Genomic DNA, 15,962 nt, shown 5'->3' on the forward strand with positions numbered 1-15,962 from the left:
TCGATAATTACCTTTCAATGATCCATTTAGGCTGCGTTGCGTAAGTGTTTTCACTCTTCTTTGGCAAGCGAGGAACCCATGGAACTTTTAATTGAATCATTGGAAGGTGATATTTATTTAGCGTATCAAGTTCAGGGCGAACACAAAGCGCCGTTAGTGGATCATCAAAACAAACTACGCACCTTTCGCAGCCTTGAGCAGGTGCGAGAACACTGCGCGGGAGAAATGTATCAATCCGCCTCGCTATTACAATCAACTGCATACGATGAAATGTGTGGCTTTGGTGAGTCAGAGCGAAATGCGACTATTATGAATCTCAACTGGTTTTAGCGCCTCTACTACTTATCGGTCACACACAAAAAAGAGGCTCCCATTTGAGCCTCTTTTTTTGTATCGCTTGTTTGTTTTAGAAATCAAACTGCAAATAGACAGTGTTGTAGTTGCTGCCACCCTTAATACGCCCATATTGAGACGATTTTTCAAAGATTGCTGAGCGGTGGTGTATTGAGTAACCCAACCATACGCCATCCATTGAGCGAGAGTTGAACATAGAGCCCAAATTCACATCGACAGAGAAATCCAAGTAGTTGAGGAAGTTGTTAGGCTCATAGCCTTTTTCGTCAAACTCGTTTTGCTCTAGCGAGTTGATCTTAGAGGTGTAAGACATACCTTCCGCGACACCCAGTCTCCAATCAAATGGCCAAGGTATGGTGTAGTAGGCCTTTATCGCTAATATATATTCTTGGCTTGTAGCCTGGTCATCATTACTCCAGTGCCAACCAAAGCCTGGGGTTAAGTAGATATCCAGCGGTAATCCAAACAGGCTATCGGTCAAAGGATGACCGTAAAATACCGTGGTAATTTGGCTGTTGTACGGATCGTCTTCAATATCCCCACCTAAGATGTCACCAAGGTTGGACGGTGTGCCCCACCCATGTGCTACCCGCACGTAGGGTTTATTGGATAAATCCGACTTACGTGGCTTACCCGGGTCATTGAAGAAGCCAAAGCCGAGATAATATTCGGTCTGCACTTGACCATCAATCACAGCAGCATCTTTTGCGTTACCATCAAGTATCTGTATGTTTGCTGCGCCTAGAAGATAAAGGTTGGACACAACATGATAATTAGCACGAACCCCTACAAAATAATCTACACCCGCATCAATGTCTTCTGCATTCAACGCATAGTATTTGGTGTTAAAGTCGCTACTTTTTAGGCGCAAAGAGGCGTGGGGTTGAACGGTAAAATCACCAAAGTAGTACTCACCCTCTGTACCTGCTTGTATGTACCATTCTCCGTCAGTGTCGGTCATCAACTCAGAGTATGCATACCAATTTTCGTCATATTGATACTCACTTCTAACACCCAAATCCAAGGCATCAGCACCAAATTCATTTTGAATTTCTGCAGGTATATCTACAAAACGCAATCGCCCTAAAACAGAGACATTCCAATCGCTTTCTTTAGGATTGTACAGATACGCTCCGAGTTCCAGTCCCTTTACGTAAACGTATTCGTTCTCAAAATAGAGCATGGGAATAAAAGTGCTTACGCGCTCTGAGTCTTCAAGGTCAAGACCGTTTACATAGGGTACAGACGCGCTACGAACGACGCCTGCGAGCCCCCAGGTTTGCTCTGGATTCTTTTTGGTATTCTCGGCAAGTTGAGCATCTTCCGACTCAGCAGGATCTGTGACCGGTCTTTCTTCTGCTATCGCGCCAGAGGATAGGCAAATAGCGATCGATGCAGCCAACATCTTAGGTTGAAATTTGTTCATAGAGTCCTTTCAAAGCTTAAAACTAGCAATAAGGCTAAAAGTCACTATTTATTATAGGCTTACAATTCTAAGAAAGGTAAATATTGTTTTCGGTGCCTGTCATTTGTCGGTTAAGAAAGGCCTTGCCAGATAGCGCTCGAGCCACTCACTAGACAAAGGAACAGCGAGATGTGTCTCATCCACTCTTTAGAAAGGTAGTTTACCGAGCGTATCGCCACCCAATAACCCAGCATAGCCGCAGGGATAAGTGGCACCGTTAGCCAAAAGTGCTTCATAGTAAATAACCCCATGCCCATAAGCACTATCAAGGATAAGATAGAGCTAAACACAAAGAAGGCCGACAAATTACCACGCAGCTTGTTGGCATCTTGGTGCTGAAGTAACAGTGCCATTGGCGGCCCGCCAATACTGGAGCTAGTGCCCATAAAGCCAGATAGAAACCCAGCTACAAACATGCGCTTAGGCGTTGGCTCAAGTCGAAATGGCAATGCACTGACTAAAACGGCGAGCAACACAAACAGCCCAAGTCCCAGCGACAGCATGCTCGCGGAAACGTAAAGCAGAATTGCGCCTCCCACTAAAGAGCCAGGAATACGTCCGTACAGAGCGAGCTTTAGTCCGCCAATACTGATGTTAGAGCGGAACTTAAAGGCGTTAATGAGTGACACCACCAGCGCCACTAAACAAATAGGTGCAGGAACATAATCTATTGAAATTTGGAATAATAATGGCGCGGCAACAATCGCTAATCCGAAGCCGATAGCCGTTTGAACAAAGGCTCCCACAAAGATTAATAGCATGGCAATAAGGGATGAGGCTTCAAATAACCCTAGGTCAGGCATTATAACTCCAAAGTAGTTTTTCAAAATTCACTATTGACTTCATTCCCTGTAGTCCTGCATATAATGGATAAACGATAAAGAATCATGAGGTCGATCACATGTTCAATAAAATCCATTCTTTGTTTAAAGAGCTATTAGATGGCAACGATCTTGCTACCCACACACAAAAACAACCCAAGCTCGCTATTGCCGCTTTATTGTGTGAGGTGACAGCCGCTGACCATGAACAAACGCCGCAAGAGTTAGCAGCAGAGCAGCAGATGCTGCAAAAACTGTTAGACGTAACGGCCGAAGACGCCGCTGCACTGCTTGAAAACGCGCGGGAACAAGCAAACCAATCCGTTTCTTTATATGACTTCACGTCTCAATTAAGAGACTTACCTCGAGCTGAGCGAAGTGATCTCATCAAAGCCATGTGGACGGTCGCCTATGCCGATGGTGAGCTTGACCCTATCGAAGAGTCCGTCATCCGTAAAGCCGCTGAGCTTATCTATGTGGATCACAGCGACTTTGTAAAAACAAAACTAGAGGTACAAGAGGGTAATTAGAGCATAGCTAGCGCAAGCTTTGCCAGATTGTAAGCATCCGTATAGCCTGAATGCTGTCTTCCTTCCCACTCGATGTTTAACGCTTCTTGCGCCGCTCTGTGACCAATTCGTTTTTCTCTAAGGCGATGTTGCATGCGGTACAAGGTCGCGAGATTTACAAACTCAACAAAGGGAAAATCAATCTCTTTATCGATGCATTCGTTGCGAAAGATAATGTCGTCACGACCCCAGCTTGCGTAAATCTTGTTCGCGCCGCCAAAATTTTTGATCATCGACTTCATCACGTCTTCAAGTGGTCTACCCTGCTTTTCAATCTTGCGTGCAGAGATACCCGTCAATTGAGTACAAAATGGAGAGACTTCGTCTTTTTCAGGCTTCACATAATATTGCGCGCGCTTAACGATTTCTTGCTTAGCTAGATCAATCTCCGCTAAACCAATTTCTATGATTTCACCTGTAATGCCCTTGCCGTTTTCATTCCAGCAACACATTTCTAAATCAAAGCAAACAACTCGGTTATAGTTCATTAAATCTTGTTCATGAGCGATATTAATTGTCGTTAAGTTTACCCTAATTTGACATACTCAAACACTAACTAAATGTATTTAAGTACTTGAATTTCTATTCAAGCGCCCGCACATTTAGAGCAATTACATTATACCTAATGAGACTCTAATCATGATCATCGACCTATCCGTGTTACCCAACACGTTTGATATGCTTCACGCAGGTTTAGCTGCGTCAAGTGTCGTCCTTCTGGCTGTTGCTATCGCTCGCAAGCCAAAAACCATTGAAAAGATCGTCGAAAAACCCGTTGAGAAACGTATTGAGGTTGAAAAACCTGTAGAAAAAATCGTTGAAGTCGAGAAAATCGTCGAAGTAGAAAAAGTGGTTGAGAAAGTGGTTGAAGTTGAGTCAAAACTCAAAACAGCCTCTACTGACTCTGCGCTGCAACTGCTGTCACTACTACAACAAGAAGCTCGCCTAATCGACTTCCTTAAAGAAGATATCTCTGCGTTCGCTGACGAAGAAGTGGGCGCAGCCGCTCGTGTTATTCATAGTGGCGGACAGAAAGTGCTTAAAGACTACGTGACACTATCACCAGTTCGTAGCGAAACGGAAGAAACACAAATTCAAGTGGCTGAAGGGTTTGACGCTCAAGAGATTCGTCTCGTTGGTAACGTTACGGGCAACGCACCCTTTACTGGCATCCTAATTCATAAGGGTTGGAAAGCGGACAACATCGAGCTTCCAAAATTGGCTGAAAACTACAACGCCAACATCATCGCCCCTGCGGAGGTTGAGCTGTAATGAGTGAATCTGCAAAGTACATTGTTGGTATCGATTTAGGTACTACCCACAGCGTTTTATCCTTTGTTGATAAGCACCAAGAAGAAGCTAAAGTCGAGGTAATGCCAATTCCTCAGCTTAGTGCGCCGGGCCAGGTAGAAAGCCTAAATCAATTAGGGTCTTTCATTTACCAGCCTAGTGAACATGAGATGGGTGCAGGCTCTCGTACCCTTCCATGGACTGAGTCTCCAGAAGCGCTAGTGGGCTCTGTTGCGAGAAAGCTTGGCAGCAAGACCCCAATTCGTTTAGTGGCCAGTGCCAAGTCTTGGCTAGGTCATGCGGCAGTAAACCGTCGTGAAGCCTTCTTGCCAGCAGGCAGCCCTGAAGAGATCAGCAAGGTTTCTCCTTTGCGTGCGACTGAGCTTTACCTAGAGCATTTAATGCAAGCATGGGATCATGCCCACCCAGAGCATAAGCTTCACCAGCAAGACGTTACGATTACGGTTCCTGCATCTTTTGACCCAGCTGCGCGCGATCTTACTGCGGAAGCGGCGCGCAATCTTGGCTTGCATCATCTTACTTTGTTGGAAGAGCCACAAGCGGCGCTGTACAACTGGATTGAAAAAACCGGAGATGACTGGCGCAACCAATTAACGGTCGGTGATGTCGTCTTGGTTGTCGATGTTGGCGGTGGTACTACGGATTTATCGCTCGTAGCGGTAACAGAAGATGAAGGTAACCTGACCTTAGAGCGTGTTGCCGTTGGCGAGCATATTCTGCTTGGCGGCGACAACATGGACCTTGCCCTAGCCTATCGCATTAAGATGAAGATGGCTCAAGACGGCAAAGAGCTGCAACCTTGGCAAATCCAAGCCATCGTGCACGCTTGTCGCGACGCCAAAGAAGCACTGCTAAACGATAAAGAACTGCAGTCTGTGCCGATTGTTATCCCAAGTCGTGGCTCTAAGCTGATGGGCAGCACACTAAAAACCGAATTGACCTCAGAAGAGGTTCAGCAAACCCTAGTGGACGGTTTCTTCCCTGTTGTTGATATTGACGAGCATCCAAAGCAAGCACGACGCGGCGCATTAACGCAGATGGGTCTGCCGTACGCGCAAGATGCCGGTGTGACAAGACACATTGCCGCCTTCCTAAGCAAGCAAGCAGAATCCACCGCTGATGTGTTTGGTGGCATGTTTGGCTCAGATAAGCCTGACTTTGTTAAGCCTACGGCTATCTTGTTTAACGGTGGCGTACTCAAGGCCGATACCCTTGCTGAGCGTCTGTTTGAAGTGATTAACCTATGGCTAGCTGACGCTGACGCGCCAGAGGCTAAACAGCTTCTCGGCTCAGACCTTGACCTTGCGGTATCTTCTGGTGCTGCCTACTACGGTCAAGTTCGTCAGGGCAAAGGTGTTCGTATTCGTGGCGGTATCGCTTCGAGTTACTACGTCGGCATCGAAAGCGCCATGCCTGCTATCCCTGGCATGGCACCACCAATGGAAGCATTGTGTGTGGCACCCTTTGGTATGGAAGAAGGCTCTTCAGCAGATGTACCAAGCCAAGAATTTGGCCTTGTGATTGGTGAACCAGTACACTTCCAGTTCTACGGCTCTACCATTCGCCGTGAAGACAGCGCAGGTACGCACCTAGATTACTGGCAAGACGACGAGCTCGATGAGCTTCCTGAAATCCATGTCACTCTAGATGCGAAAGAAGGCCGTCAAGTGGGCGATGTGGTTGCGGTTAAGCTAGCATCTCGCGTAACCGAACTGGGCACCCTCTATCTTGAAGCGATTGCAGCGGATAACGGTCAAAAGTGGCACGTTGAATTTGATGTGCGAGAAGAAAACGCCTCAAGCTAATCTATAATTCCAAAGACCCTAAACAGCACTGGGCTCCTCAGTGCTGTTTTCTCCACCCTTGTTGCTCCGAGTTAACTATGACATCGTCAAAGACACCTGCATCATCAAAAAAATCTCGCTTTCTCGTCGGCATTGACCTTGGTACCACCAATACTGTGGTCGCGTTTTGTGAAAACACTGAACCGCTGAAAGAATCTCCTTTGCAACTGTTTGAAATTGACCAACTTGTGGGGCAAGGGGAAGTAGCACGCAGACCGCAGCTCCCTTCTTTTCGATTTCATGCGACAAAGCAGCAGTTTTCCAGTGAGACCCTGCAGTTGCCGTGGACGCAGCAACAGGTTGCAGGAGACGTAGAGAATGTCATTATCGGAGAATGGGCACGAGAGCTAGGCTCTCAAGTGGAAGGACGACAGGTATCCAGTGCCAAAAGTTGGCTATCCCATGCCAGTGTAGACAGAGAATCAGACATCTTGCCATGGGCGGGGGCTGACGATGTTGAAAAGGTCTCTCCGGTGATTGCCAGTGCCAGTTACTTAAACCATATCAGGCAGGCATGGAACCACCGAAACCCTATCAATAGACTTGAAGAGCAGGAAGTGGTTATCACGGTCCCTGCCTCTTTTGATGAAATTGCCCGAAACCTGACCCTAAAGGCTGCCTCTCTTGCAGGCTTAGATAAGGTGTTGCTACTAGAAGAGCCTCAAGCGGCCTGTTATGACTGGTATGCACGCTTTGAGCAGCAGCAGAACCCCGATCTTTCAGATATTCCACTGATTTTGATCTGTGATGTAGGTGGCGGTACCACCGACCTTAGCCTTATCCAAGCGAAATACACAGACGGTGAACTGAGCCTTAATCGTACTGGCGTAGGTGAGCACCTCATGCTTGGCGGTGATAACATCGACCTTGCCCTTGCTCATATCAGTGAACAAAAGCTCAACAACAAGACACCAATGAAAGCCCAAGCGCTGAGCAAGCTGATTTCCCAAACTCGACGTGTGAAGGAGAACTTACTCGGCGTAAATGCGCCAGAAGAAGGCAAAGTCACCCTATTAGGTGGCGGTTCTCGTCTGATTGGCGGCGCACGCAGTGTGGCGGTAACGCGAGAAGAGGTTCAACAGCTTGGTCTTGAAGGCTTCTTCCCTCTAACTCCATTTGATGAGCTACCTAGCACCAAGCGAAGTGCTGTTGTGGAATTTGGTTTGCCCTATGTATCAGACCCAGCCGTTACCAAGCACGTAGCGCAGTTTTTGAACCAGCATCAATCTGCTTGCCAAGACGCGTTAGGTAACAGCCGACAACACGCTATCCCTGTTGCGCTTCTCGTCAATGGCGGTGCGTTCAACAGCCCTTTGATCAAGAAACGTATTCAAGATGTCCTTGAATTATGGCGTGATGATTCTATTACCCTGTTGGATAACCCACATCCAGACTTTGCCGTGGCGTATGGCGCAGTGGCGTACAGCAAAGCGCGTCGCGGCGCTCAGCTAAAGATTGGTGGTGGTAGCCCCCGCTCCTACTTTTTACACCTAGCGGGTAAGAATAAAAGCCAAGCGCTATGTCTTCTTGGCAAAGGCAGTGAAGAAGGCACAGAAGTGCGCCTAACCGGAAGACGGTTTGCACTCACTCTCGACCAACCCGTGCGCTTTAATCTGTTGACCACAACCATGGACAGTTTGAGCGACGGCTCAACCCCTAACAATGGAACACTTCACACCGTAGATAGCGACTTAATGCAGGCTCTTCCTCCTTCTATCGCCTCTCTTGACAGTGGTAGTGATGAAGAACTAGAGGCGAATCAAAAGCGCAGAGTAGAAGTACAGCTCAGCAGTAAGTTGACAGAAGTGGGTACATTGCAACTAGAGTGTGTGGACATCGACAATGATGACGACCGCTGGCAGGTCGAGTTTGAGGTTCGCAATCAAAAAACCGTTGAAGAGCAGCACATACCTGCGAACCTTACTCAATCCAAGCAGCTGATTTCTACCCTTTACAGTGGCAGCAAAAAGCAAACCGATGCCAAAGAAATCAAGATGCTTGCCAAGCAACTAGAACGAAACTTAGGTAAACGCGATAGCTGGGACCTAACCACCTCTCGTCACCTATTTGATGCCTTTGCACTGGGTAAGAAACGTCGCCGTCGCTCTGAGCCGCATGAGAAAAACTGGCTAAGATTAGCAGGCTACAGCTTAAGACCAGGATTTGGCGATCCCGTTGATTCGTGGCGAATGGAGCAAGTGTGGCCACTTTACCAACAAGGTATTCAGTTTAAGAACCAGCAAGGGTGGAGCGATTGGTGGATTTTTTGGCGTAGAGTCAGCGGTGGTCTGAATCAAGATCAACAAGAAAGCATTCTTGCCGATATTGCCAAATATTTGCATCCAGGAGCGCTTAAAAACCCACAAACAGCCAAAGTAGCCCATGAAAATGGCTACGAGGCAATGGTTCGCCTATCGGCCTCTTTGGAAAGACTGCACTTTGACGACAAAACGCTACTCGCCAATTGGTTTATGACCAAGGCCTGCCACTTAGAAAGCTATCGCGATGCGCATTGGTGGGCGCTGGCACGACTTGGCAGTCGCAGGCCACTATATGGCAGCCAGCACAATGTTATTCCAGTTGAAGAGATCAATAGCTGGTTGCACACCTTGCTTGAGCTAGATTGGAATAAACAAAGCATGGCAGCCTTTGCCGCAGTAATGATGGCTTGTAAAACCGGTGATAGAACCCTTGATGTGGCTGCGGAGCTAAGACAGAAAGTAATAGAAAAAGTCACAGGCAGTAAGGTGCCGCAAACTTGGTTGCATCTTCTCACCACTGAGGAAGCATTCAATCAGGAAGAGGCTCAAAAAGCCTTCGGCGATACCCTACCCGCAGGTTTGCAATTACTGCAAGACGATTAAAGCCCCAAAAACCCACTATTGCCCCTACGCCTAAGGGGCAATATTCGCCTTATCCTGAACCATTGTCTTCAAACCCTCGTACTATTACTGTTAATTAAAATCGATAATTAATAAAAAATCGTGAAATTTTTTCTTGGTTTGTACTCTCCTATTAAGAGACTATTCAACAAAGAAAGACGAGGTCTCAAATGAAACGACTGTCTACCGCACTTTTCACCATTGTTATTGCTTCTCCTTTCGCATGGATGATGTCTAGCAGCTCTATGGCTGACGACGCAAAAATGTCCGACGCAACCAACATTAAAGTGGCAACACTTGCCGGTGGTTGTTTCTGGTGTACAGAGGCCGACCTAGAGAAATTGCCAGGGGTCATTGACGTTGTCTCCGGTTACACCGGAGGGACTGAGGTTAACCCAACCTACAAACAAGTGGCGGCAGGTAAGACCGGCCACATAGAAGCGATACAAGTCACTTATGACGCAGACTCAGTGACCTATGTAGAAGTGCTAGACCACCTGTTTCGCCATATGGATCCTACCGATGATCAAGGTTCATTTGTGGATAGAGGAAGGCACTACCGACCTGCGGTGTTTTATCACAACGAACAGCAATTCAATATCGCCAGCGGCTTCATTCAAGATATAGACCGATTAGGTGTGTACAAGAAACCCCTGAAAACAGAGCTCATCGAATACACCACCTTTTATGACGCTGAAGATTACCATCAGGATTACTACAAAAAGAACCCGATTCGCTATAAATACTATCGTCACGGTTCTGGACGCGACCGCTATCTCGATAGCATCTTTGGTAAAGATCGTGAAGAGTCCGGCATGACCTTGATAGCAATGATTGAGGCTGATAAAGGCGTTGACACTCAACGCTACACAAAGCCAAATGATTCTGAGATCAAAGATATGCTGACTGAACTCCAGTACTACGTTACTCAGCAAGAAGGTACCGAGCGTCCATTTAAAAATGAGTACTGGGATAACAAAAAAGATGGGATCTACGTGGATATCGTCTCAGGTGAACCTTTGTTTAGTTCCACAGATAAATACAAGTCAGGGACAGGCTGGCCTAGTTTTACCAAGCCGATCAATGACCGTTTTATAACCGAGCACAAAGACAGCAAACTGTTTTACACACGTATAGAAGTAAGAAGCCGATTTGGTGATTCACACCTTGGGCACGTGTTTGAAGATGGTCCTGAGCCTACCGGATTGAGATACTGCATTAATTCGGCGTCGTTGAAATTTATCCCTAAAGATCAATTATCTAAAATGGGATATGAAGAGTTCTTAACACTATTTTAGAAGGTGCAAATTTAGTGTATGATTTTCTTAGCAGCTAAGTTAACCACGTTGCAATGGCTAGCCAACTGCTTAGAGTACCGGCCTTCGGGCCGGTTCTTTTTTATCTGACAATCCACTAAGAAACGCAACCAAAGCTTCATTCACTCTCTCTGCTTCCTCATATTGCAAAGCGTGCCCTGCACCCTCCAATCCTATGAATTTGTGATCGCTAGGTAAATAAGAACGAACCTTCTCTGATTGATTGAAACTCAGTAGTTGATCTTCCTTACCCCACATCAGTAGCGTGGGAATTTGATTCTTGTTTAGACTTTCAAGAGCCTGTTGGCTTGATTGCTGCAATGCCTGAATAGCCGTCAAATAAATCGCATTACGAAACCCTTTTATTCTCATCTGCTCTTGATAACGTTGTTGCCAGTGACCAAGCAATTCAGGTTCTACAAAGTCTTTGATCTGCTCTTTAATCATGTTGGGAAGATAAAAAGCATAGGTGAGGTAGCGACCAATAATAGGCAGTTTAAGCGGGCCGATATTAACCGGTTCATTCAAGGGTGAAAGAAGGCTCACACTCGCGACCCTTTCGGGGTGCGATTGGGCATAGTGAGACACAATAGCGCCGCCCATAGACAAGCCAACCAAATGTACAGCTTGGTCGATGTGCAAATGCTCTAAAAGGTGTTCAAGTTGGCTGGAAAAAAGCGCTAGGTTATATCGCGTATTGGGACGGGCAGAATAGCCTCTTCCGAATAGATCAAACGTGAGTACGCGAAAACCAGACTCCTCTATGGCCTTGGCATTTCGCTCCCAGGCAAAGCTAGGCACTGAGAAGCCATGCACCAATACCACAACGGGTAAATCAGAGTCACCAGCAATGCGATAATTCACAATGCCAAGTGGCAGCTGCGCAATAGTGAGTCCGGGGTGATTTTTTAACTCTTGGGTTAAATAGCGACGTTCTAGGTTTCGCCAGAAGGGCAACATGATCAACAATAGAATGAGAAAAAAAAACGCTAGTAACCCTAACTCAAACCACACATGCCACCCCTCAAATCTTAAGGACGATTACCGAGTTTTACTTGTCCGTCAGTGGTAAACCATAGCGCCTGTTTGCGTCGTCGGCCAATCAAAATTGGGCCATCGTCAAAAAACAGAAAGTTCTTCCAGTGTTGTTTGAATATAGACCAGGTGGTTTGCACGACATTGTATTTCTCGTAACAGAAGTACACTGTAACGTCGTCTTGCCAATCAATGTGTTCAATCACTGCTTCAGGCAGGCCTTCATCATCGGACTCCCAGTTGTTCATCCAATTTACCGAGTCAGACCAATTAGCCCCTGACGTCGGCCAATCTTGGCTACTCATGCGCTCTGAGTCAGGACTTTGCTTACTGATGTTATCCTTCCAAAACTGAGCACTTTTAGCCTGCGACATAGGCTTAATTTCCGCTAAGTCTTCGGAGGGAATAGGCATGGATTGGTGGGTAAAGATCCACTTGCGTGAATATTCATCTAGCGATATATGGTCCATATTACTCATCTTTTAGCCAGCCGTTTTCTACGGCTTCATCTATGATCTGTAGCGCCTTCTGCCACAAGGTTTCTGAGCCTTGCTGAATGCGACCGTTGATAGCAATGACTTGACTGCGTTTCACTTGATGCTCAACCCAGCTTTGTCCTTGATTATGATAGTTCAATAACATCGGGATGAATCGATCTAACGCCTTAGCAAACTTGGCATCATCGGTTGTCGCTGCTTCAAATTCATCCCAAATGGCACGCAGTTCTTCTCTTTGGCCTTCTGGTAGGTAACCAAACAAACGATCTGCCGCTAGCAATTCTTTTTGCTCTTGCTCTTTGGAGGCCACCGCGTCATAGACAAAGGTGTCTCCTGCATCAATTTCAACAATATCATGCAATAACAGCATCTTTAGGACTCGAGCAATGTCTACTTCTGCATTAGCGTGCTCATGAGTGAGCATAGCCATGGTAGCGACATGCCAGCTGTGCTCTGCGCTATTTTCAAGGCGACCTTGCGCGCTCTTTACTCGAGTTCTTCTGAGTACATTCTTAAGCTGGTCAATCTCCATCAACATTTCAAGTTGTTGGTTTAATCTTTGCATGCTTCCATCCAGTTTTCGTTAGTAAGTGACGTCAACACATGGTCTTGCCAACGCCCATCAATCAATAGGTAGTCCTTGGCGATCCCTTCTTTTACAAAGCCCATTTTTTCTAGGACCTTGGCACTTCGCTCATTATGGGGAAGATAAGACGCCTGAATTCGGTGCATATTAAACTGCTTAAAAAGATAGTGACAGGCTTCTTTCAGGCTAAAGTGCATTAGTCCCTTACCCTGCTCCTGTTCATCGAGAGAATAGCCAAGATTACATGCGTGAAAGGGATAAGCGACAATGTTGCTAAAGGTCACGACACCTAATACCTTGCTCTCGTCATGATTCAAAACTAGAAGGTACAAACCTTGTCTGAGTTTTTCTAATTCCTCAAGGCGAGCTATCTTATATTTCCATCCTGTAACTGTGTAAAAACCTTCATCTCTGATGGGATCCCAAGGCTTTAAAAACGCTTTATTGCGAACAAAGTATTCACACAATATCTTCGCATCCGAGCGCGTCACAGAGCGAATCATCGGCTCTGAAACAGAAGTACTTTTCTTGACCACTAAGGGCTTATGAGTGAAAAACATCTCCAAACCTATTTCTTCCCAATCTCATAGTCGCGAAGCTTATTCGCAATTGAGGTGTGCGAGACATTCAGCCTTTTGGCGAGTTTTCTACTTGATGGAAATGCTTGATACAATTTTTCTAGCACCTGAGATTCATGGCGCTTCATTATATGATCCAGTGAACCATCAAGGTCGAGCTTCGCCTCTCCTTTGGACAACCCATCAAGGGTAGGAAGATGAAAATGCTGGGTCGATAACTCTGTCCCCTCAAGCTCGGTGAGCGCGCGAAGTACCGCATTGTCGAGCTCGCGTATATTACCCGGCCAGCTATAGCTGATTAAGGCGTCCATCAGGCTTGCTGAGCAGCTTGGTTTATCAATGCCCAACTGAGCGCAGTGTTTTACCAGCAACATATCCAACAATGGTGCGATATCTGATGATCTGTCGCGCAGTGGCGGGATCTTGAGGTTTAAAACGTTAAGACGGAAGTAGAGATCCTGGCGGAAGGTGCCCGACTCTATCAGCTGCTCTAGCGTATGCTTAGTCGAGGCTATGACGCGAACGTTGACGCTCACCTCTTTATCTTCACCTACACGTCTAAATGTGCCATCTTGTAAGAATCGTAACAGTTTGCTTTGCAAGTGTGCGGACATCTCGCCAATCTCATCGAGGAAAACAGTCCCTCCATCGGCATTCTCAAAGATACCCTTATGAGGCTTACCTTGATTTGAGGCACTTTCTGCATGACCAAACAACTCAGTTTCTGCCACGTCATCCGGCATAGAGGCACAACTTAGCACAATAAAGGGGTTTGCTGCGCGATGAGAGCGAGCGTGACAGGCACGAGCAAGCATTTCTTTGCCGGTTCCTGTATTGCCTTCTATTAACAAGGGCTGCTCAAGCATGGAAAGTTTCTTGGCTTGTGTGATCAGCGCTTTGTGTCGGTTAGATATACCTACAAAATGCTCAAACCCCAATGGGTCGCTATCAGATACCAGCTCAGTTTGACCATGGTCTTGCCTAGATTGTCTTAGCTGAAACACGGTACTTGCGTGCACAGAGGTATCGCTGTTTTGCATCAAATGGACAGGAATGATCTCCATCTGATAGTCAATGCCGCCAATCACAACGGTTTGTTTAGTCCTAGTAGCAGAGTCTTCTAGCCAAGATTGATAAGAAAACTTAGGAAGCAGTTGACTGATGGAACTGCCTAATATTGACTGTTCGCTACTGTGGAATAGCTGCTTGGCTTTTTGGTTAGCCATGTCAATCTGGCCATTGAGCCCAACGGAGAGAAGCGCTTCTGACAGGTTATCAAGTACCGCGGTAAGTTCCGTGTTCTTGCGCTCGCTGGGCATAAACTGAATGCGCCTAACATCAGACACACCTTCAATGCGTCTGATTTGTGCCATCAAGGCACTAAAGGATTCAAAGTCTAATTCTGGGCAATTAAGATAAATGATGCCGACAGGGTCAATCTCTATGCCTCGCAAATCTAGGTTTTGCGAGGTTAAGATATCCAGCAGTTCGCGGGTTAAACCTAAGCGATCTTCACACAATACTTGTAAGCGCACGTCTGATTCTCAAGTGTTCAATAATGTTTACATGAGTGTCTAGCAGAAGCGCATTTCAGTCAAGCAATATCAAGGATTAGAGCAAGTTAACCCTGCTCTCTTTCTTCACTATTTTGTAAACGATGTTTAACAGAGACCAATACTTGGTCACGTACATCTCGCAATCGCAGGCGATTATCGTCAGAAAATGGAATGGGTCTCATCAGTTGCGCAGCCTTAATACCCAAACGCGCCGTCAGCAAACCAACACCCACCCCTTGTGCGGCGCGAGTGGACAGCTTGGCGGTGAGATCCATGGATAAAAGATCCATGCCGGCATCCATAGCAAGCTCAGTACCACCCGCCGCGGCCATATTGAATAAAGTCAGTCTTAGTAACTGAATTCGAGACCAATACCCTAGCTCTACGCCATATTCTTTAGCGATGCGATTGATAAGGGAGATGTTTCTCCACGCCACCAGCAACATATCAGCGGCGGCCAAAGGACTCACCGCAACCATCACGGCGGCCTCAGATGAATACTTGGCAATGGCTTTGTTGATCTTCTGATCCACAGGAGATAACACATACCCCTGATACAAATCTAACATGTCACGATCAGAGTGATTGTCACTTTTATGTTGCGACCATTTAGACAGACCTACGTTTTCGACACCCGATGCGGTCATTGTCTTAGAAAGAGAATCACAAAACGGCCCGGCATTACCATAGTCGTTATTGTCATACAGCTGTTGAGCCTTCATTTGCACGTCGCCTTGGTGACGAAGACGTCTCATTTTAAGTAGCTCACGCAGTATCGCGCCTGCCCCTATCGCGCACCCGCCGGTTAACAACACCGTCCATGACAAACTAAGAAGGTCATTCGTTTGAAACGCACCGATGAAGGAGTCAACCAGTTGCCATGCACTTAAGCCGCCCAAGGTGGCAAACAGTAGCTTCCAACGCAGCGGAACTCGACGTCGGTTAAACAGCGTCTCTACCTTCTCTTCGATCGGCTCATCTACTGCGGTAGCAATAGGCTCAGCCTTGATAAATTGGTGATCTTCAAAGGTTTGCTTTGTTCCAAGATCAGGCTGCGCCTCTTTATATTGAGTGTTTGCACTTTCATCGCGATCACTTTCATCACCTGAGCGCGTAAACACTTGTTTTTGTTTATATTCGTTCAAAGC

General features: G+C 46.5%; 15 protein-coding genes. 6 read left to right on the plus strand and 9 right to left on the minus strand.

The genetic code is table 11. The features are described from left to right. The first annotated feature begins 78 nt into the window (after window positions 1-78). Window positions 79-330, plus strand: coding sequence for a DUF6482 family protein (locus A6E01_RS06910; protein WP_065209910.1), 252 nt, complete (start codon window positions 79-81; stop codon window positions 328-330). Between the two features lie 76 nt (window positions 331-406). Here A6E01_RS06910 and A6E01_RS06915 read toward each other — a convergent pair whose 3' ends face one another. Together A6E01_RS06915 and A6E01_RS06920 are read right to left on the minus strand one after the other, a co-directional pair. Beyond that, window positions 407-1,780 (minus strand): MipA/OmpV family protein, encoded by a 1,374-nt coding sequence (locus A6E01_RS06915; protein ID WP_065209911.1) that lies wholly within the window; start codon window positions 1,778-1,780, stop codon window positions 407-409. A 110-nt stretch (window positions 1,781-1,890) separates the two neighbouring features. Further along, a complete protein-coding gene (locus tag A6E01_RS06920; RefSeq protein WP_065210354.1) occupies window positions 1,891-2,580 on the minus strand; it encodes a sulfite exporter TauE/SafE family protein in 690 nt (229 codons plus the stop codon). A gap of 140 nt (window positions 2,581-2,720) precedes the next feature. Here A6E01_RS06920 and A6E01_RS06925 point away from each other — a divergent pair, with 140 nt between their 5' ends. Next, a complete protein-coding gene (locus A6E01_RS06925; protein WP_065209912.1) occupies window positions 2,721-3,170 on the plus strand; it encodes a tellurite resistance TerB family protein in 450 nt (149 codons plus the stop codon). Here the strand turns inward: A6E01_RS06925 and A6E01_RS06930 are convergent. Beyond that, on the minus strand, window positions 3,167-3,697 hold the full coding sequence (locus tag A6E01_RS06930) for a 3'-5' exonuclease (protein ID WP_065209913.1): 531 nt from the start codon (window positions 3,695-3,697) through the stop codon (window positions 3,167-3,169). The two genes, A6E01_RS06925 and A6E01_RS06930, sit on opposite strands and share 4 nt — an antisense overlap. A gap of 151 nt (window positions 3,698-3,848) precedes the next feature. Here A6E01_RS06930 and A6E01_RS06935 point away from each other — a divergent pair, with 151 nt between their 5' ends. The 4 genes from A6E01_RS06935 to msrB all read left to right on the plus strand — a co-directional run bounded on the left by A6E01_RS06935 (window position 3,849) and on the right by msrB (window position 10,544). Then, the gene (locus A6E01_RS06935; RefSeq protein ID WP_065209914.1) at window positions 3,849-4,481 is read left to right on the plus strand and encodes a DUF2760 domain-containing protein; all 633 of its coding nucleotides are present in this window, start codon (window positions 3,849-3,851) and stop codon (window positions 4,479-4,481) included. After that, a complete protein-coding gene (locus A6E01_RS06940; RefSeq protein ID WP_065209915.1) occupies window positions 4,481-6,325 on the plus strand; it encodes an Hsp70 family protein in 1,845 nt (614 codons plus the stop codon). The genes A6E01_RS06935 and A6E01_RS06940 overlap by 1 nt, the downstream gene beginning before the upstream one ends. Window positions 6,326-6,402: 77 nt before the next feature. Then, complete coding sequence (locus tag A6E01_RS06945) at window positions 6,403-9,228, plus strand: Hsp70 family protein (RefSeq protein WP_065209916.1); 2,826 nt, start codon at window positions 6,403-6,405, stop codon at window positions 9,226-9,228. Between the two features lie 188 nt (window positions 9,229-9,416). Continuing rightward, a complete protein-coding gene (gene msrB / locus A6E01_RS06950) occupies window positions 9,417-10,544 on the plus strand; it encodes a peptide-methionine (R)-S-oxide reductase MsrB (protein ID WP_065209917.1) in 1,128 nt (375 codons plus the stop codon). Between the two features lie 69 nt (window positions 10,545-10,613). On the opposite strand, the gene A6E01_RS06955 is transcribed toward msrB, so the two are convergent. From A6E01_RS06955 to A6E01_RS06980, 6 genes are all read right to left on the minus strand, one after another. After that, window positions 10,614-11,576: an alpha/beta fold hydrolase gene (locus tag A6E01_RS06955; protein WP_017030025.1), complete on the minus strand. Its 963-nt coding sequence runs from the start codon at window positions 11,574-11,576 to the stop codon at window positions 10,614-10,616. Between the two features lie 17 nt (window positions 11,577-11,593). Next, window positions 11,594-12,067, minus strand: a complete 474-nt coding sequence (locus A6E01_RS06960) for a DUF2947 domain-containing protein (protein WP_065209918.1) — start codon at window positions 12,065-12,067, stop codon at window positions 11,594-11,596. 1 nt (window position 12,068) lies between these two features. Next, the gene (locus tag A6E01_RS06965) at window positions 12,069-12,659 is read right to left on the minus strand and encodes an HD domain-containing protein (protein ID WP_065209919.1); all 591 of its coding nucleotides are present in this window, start codon (window positions 12,657-12,659) and stop codon (window positions 12,069-12,071) included. Continuing rightward, window positions 12,647-13,240, minus strand: a complete 594-nt coding sequence (gene rimJ, locus A6E01_RS06970) for a ribosomal protein S5-alanine N-acetyltransferase (protein WP_017030570.1) — start codon at window positions 13,238-13,240, stop codon at window positions 12,647-12,649. Before rimJ ends, A6E01_RS06965 begins: the two co-directional genes overlap by 13 nt. A gap of 8 nt (window positions 13,241-13,248) precedes the next feature. Continuing rightward, window positions 13,249-14,793, minus strand: a complete 1,545-nt coding sequence (gene tyrR / locus A6E01_RS06975) for a transcriptional regulator TyrR (protein WP_017030029.1) — start codon at window positions 14,791-14,793, stop codon at window positions 13,249-13,251. Window positions 14,794-14,879: 86 nt separating this feature from the next. Continuing rightward, complete coding sequence (locus tag A6E01_RS06980) at window positions 14,880-15,959, minus strand: YcjF family protein (protein ID WP_065209920.1); 1,080 nt, start codon at window positions 15,957-15,959, stop codon at window positions 14,880-14,882. Between the last annotated feature and the right edge of the window lie 3 nt (window positions 15,960-15,962).

This window comes from Vibrio breoganii, assembly GCF_001677275.1.
GTDB classification, from domain to species: Bacteria; Pseudomonadota; Gammaproteobacteria; order Enterobacterales; family Vibrionaceae; genus Vibrio; species Vibrio breoganii.

Bases quoted from the DNA above. Each gene is read 5' to 3' on its own strand.
- A6E01_RS06945 (WP_065209916.1), top strand. From the start codon at position 6,403: ATGACATCGTCAAAGACACCTGCATCATCAAAAAAATCTCGCTTTCTC.
- A6E01_RS06915 (WP_065209911.1), bottom strand. From the start codon at position 1,780: ATGAACAAATTTCAACCTAAGATGTTGGCTGCATCGATCGCTATTTGC.
- msrB (WP_065209917.1), top strand. From the start codon at position 9,417: ATGAAACGACTGTCTACCGCACTTTTCACCATTGTTATTGCTTCTCCT.
- A6E01_RS06965 (WP_065209919.1), bottom strand. From the start codon at position 12,659: ATGCAAAGATTAAACCAACAACTTGAAATGTTGATGGAGATTGACCAG.
- A6E01_RS06935 (WP_065209914.1), top strand. From the start codon at position 3,849: ATGATCATCGACCTATCCGTGTTACCCAACACGTTTGATATGCTTCAC.
- A6E01_RS06960 (WP_065209918.1), bottom strand. From the start codon at position 12,067: ATGGACCATATATCGCTAGATGAATATTCACGCAAGTGGATCTTTACC.
- A6E01_RS06930 (WP_065209913.1), bottom strand. From the start codon at position 3,697: ATGAACTATAACCGAGTTGTTTGCTTTGATTTAGAAATGTGTTGCTGG.
- rimJ (WP_017030570.1), bottom strand. From the start codon at position 13,240: ATGTTTTTCACTCATAAGCCCTTAGTGGTCAAGAAAAGTACTTCTGTT.
- A6E01_RS06910 (WP_065209910.1), top strand. From the start codon at position 79: ATGGAACTTTTAATTGAATCATTGGAAGGTGATATTTATTTAGCGTAT.
- A6E01_RS06925 (WP_065209912.1), top strand. From the start codon at position 2,721: ATGTTCAATAAAATCCATTCTTTGTTTAAAGAGCTATTAGATGGCAAC.
- A6E01_RS06920 (WP_065210354.1), bottom strand. From the start codon at position 2,580: ATGCTATTAATCTTTGTGGGAGCCTTTGTTCAAACGGCTATCGGCTTC.
- A6E01_RS06940 (WP_065209915.1), top strand. From the start codon at position 4,481: ATGAGTGAATCTGCAAAGTACATTGTTGGTATCGATTTAGGTACTACC.